Here is a 1130-nt window from a genome sequence, read left to right on the forward strand (position 1 = left end):
CCGCTCCCCGAGTGCATTCGCGACCACAGCGCAACGAGTGTTGCAAAGGCCGCGTGATAGCCGGCGATGGGATCGCATGGGCCACGAGGGATTCGCGGCGCATCTGCCTCCGCATGACCTGTGACCCGCTCGGACTGCTCGATGGCCGCGGCCATCGCGGCGTCGAGGTTCACAGTGTCAGGTGTTTGGACGCCGAGGCGGCCTGCCTGCGCAGCGACTGCACCGCCGCGGCCGGGTCCGCCGCGCTGTAGACCGCCGACCCGGCCACGAAGCAGTCGACGCCGGCCTCGGCTGCGGCCTCGATGGTGTCGGCGTTGATGCCGCCGTCGATCTCGATCAGGATGCTCAGTTCCCCCGCGTCGACCAGTCGCCGCGCGGTGCCGACCTTCGGCAGCACCTCGGCGATGAACTTCTGCCCGCCGAAACCCGGCTCGACCGACATCACCAGCAGCGTGTCGAAGTCACGCAGGATCTCCAGGTACGGCTCCAGCGGCGTGCCCGGCTTGACCGCGAGCCCGGCCTTGCCGCCCGCGGCACGGATGTCGCGGGCCACGGCGACCGGGTTGTCGGTGGCCTCGGCGTGGATGGTGACGTTGTGGGCGCCCGCCTCGGCGTAGGGCGGGGCCCACCGCTCGGGGTTCTCGATCATCAGATGGCAGTCCATCGGGATGCTGGTGACCTTGAGCAGGGATTCCACCACCGGCAGACCGAGGGTCAGGTTCGGGACGAAGTGGTTGTCCATCACGTCGACGTGCAGCCAGTCGGCGTCCTCGACGGCAGCGGACTCGTCGGCCAGCCTGGCGAAATCCGCGGACAGAATCGACGGCGCGATGAGCGGGGAGTTCGTGGCTTCTCGGGCGAGCGGTCCGGACATGGGTTTCAGCCTATCGGTGCTCAGTTCACGCGGAGCGCGGCGGCGAACATCGCGTCGGTGCCGTGCCGGTGCGGCCACAGCTGCACCGACCGGCCGTCGCCGGTGTCGTCGGCCGGCGCGAACAGCTCCCGGTGTGGTGGCGCTGACGCGCGGCGGTGACCGGATCAAGGCCCATCTGGGCGCCGAGTCCGACCACTGGTTCACCTCCGCCGCCCTGGTGGTCGGCATGCTCTCGGTGCTGGCCGTGATCGCCGCG

General features: G+C 70.1%; 1 protein-coding gene and 2 pseudogenes. 1 reads left to right on the forward strand and 2 read right to left on the reverse strand.

The window, feature by feature from the left end:
- Positions 1-169: 169 nt before the first annotated feature.
- The gene (gene rpe, locus ASJ79_RS24435; RefSeq protein WP_067961067.1) at positions 170-874 is read right to left on the reverse strand and encodes a ribulose-phosphate 3-epimerase; all 705 of its coding nucleotides are present in this window, start codon (positions 872-874) and stop codon (positions 170-172) included.
- A 20-nt stretch (positions 875-894) separates the two neighbouring features.
- A pseudogene (locus ASJ79_RS35250) lies at positions 895-1005 on the reverse strand (hypothetical protein); the annotation flags it as partial.
- Between ASJ79_RS35250 and ASJ79_RS34440 the strand changes: the two are divergent.
- A pseudogene (locus ASJ79_RS34440) lies at positions 1005-1130 on the forward strand (DUF2567 domain-containing protein); the annotation flags it as partial. The pseudogenes ASJ79_RS35250 and ASJ79_RS34440 sit on opposite strands and share 1 nt — an antisense overlap.

Source organism: Mycobacterium sp. NAZ190054 (genome assembly GCF_001545925.1).
Classification (GTDB): Bacteria; Actinomycetota; Actinomycetes; order Mycobacteriales; family Mycobacteriaceae; genus Mycobacterium.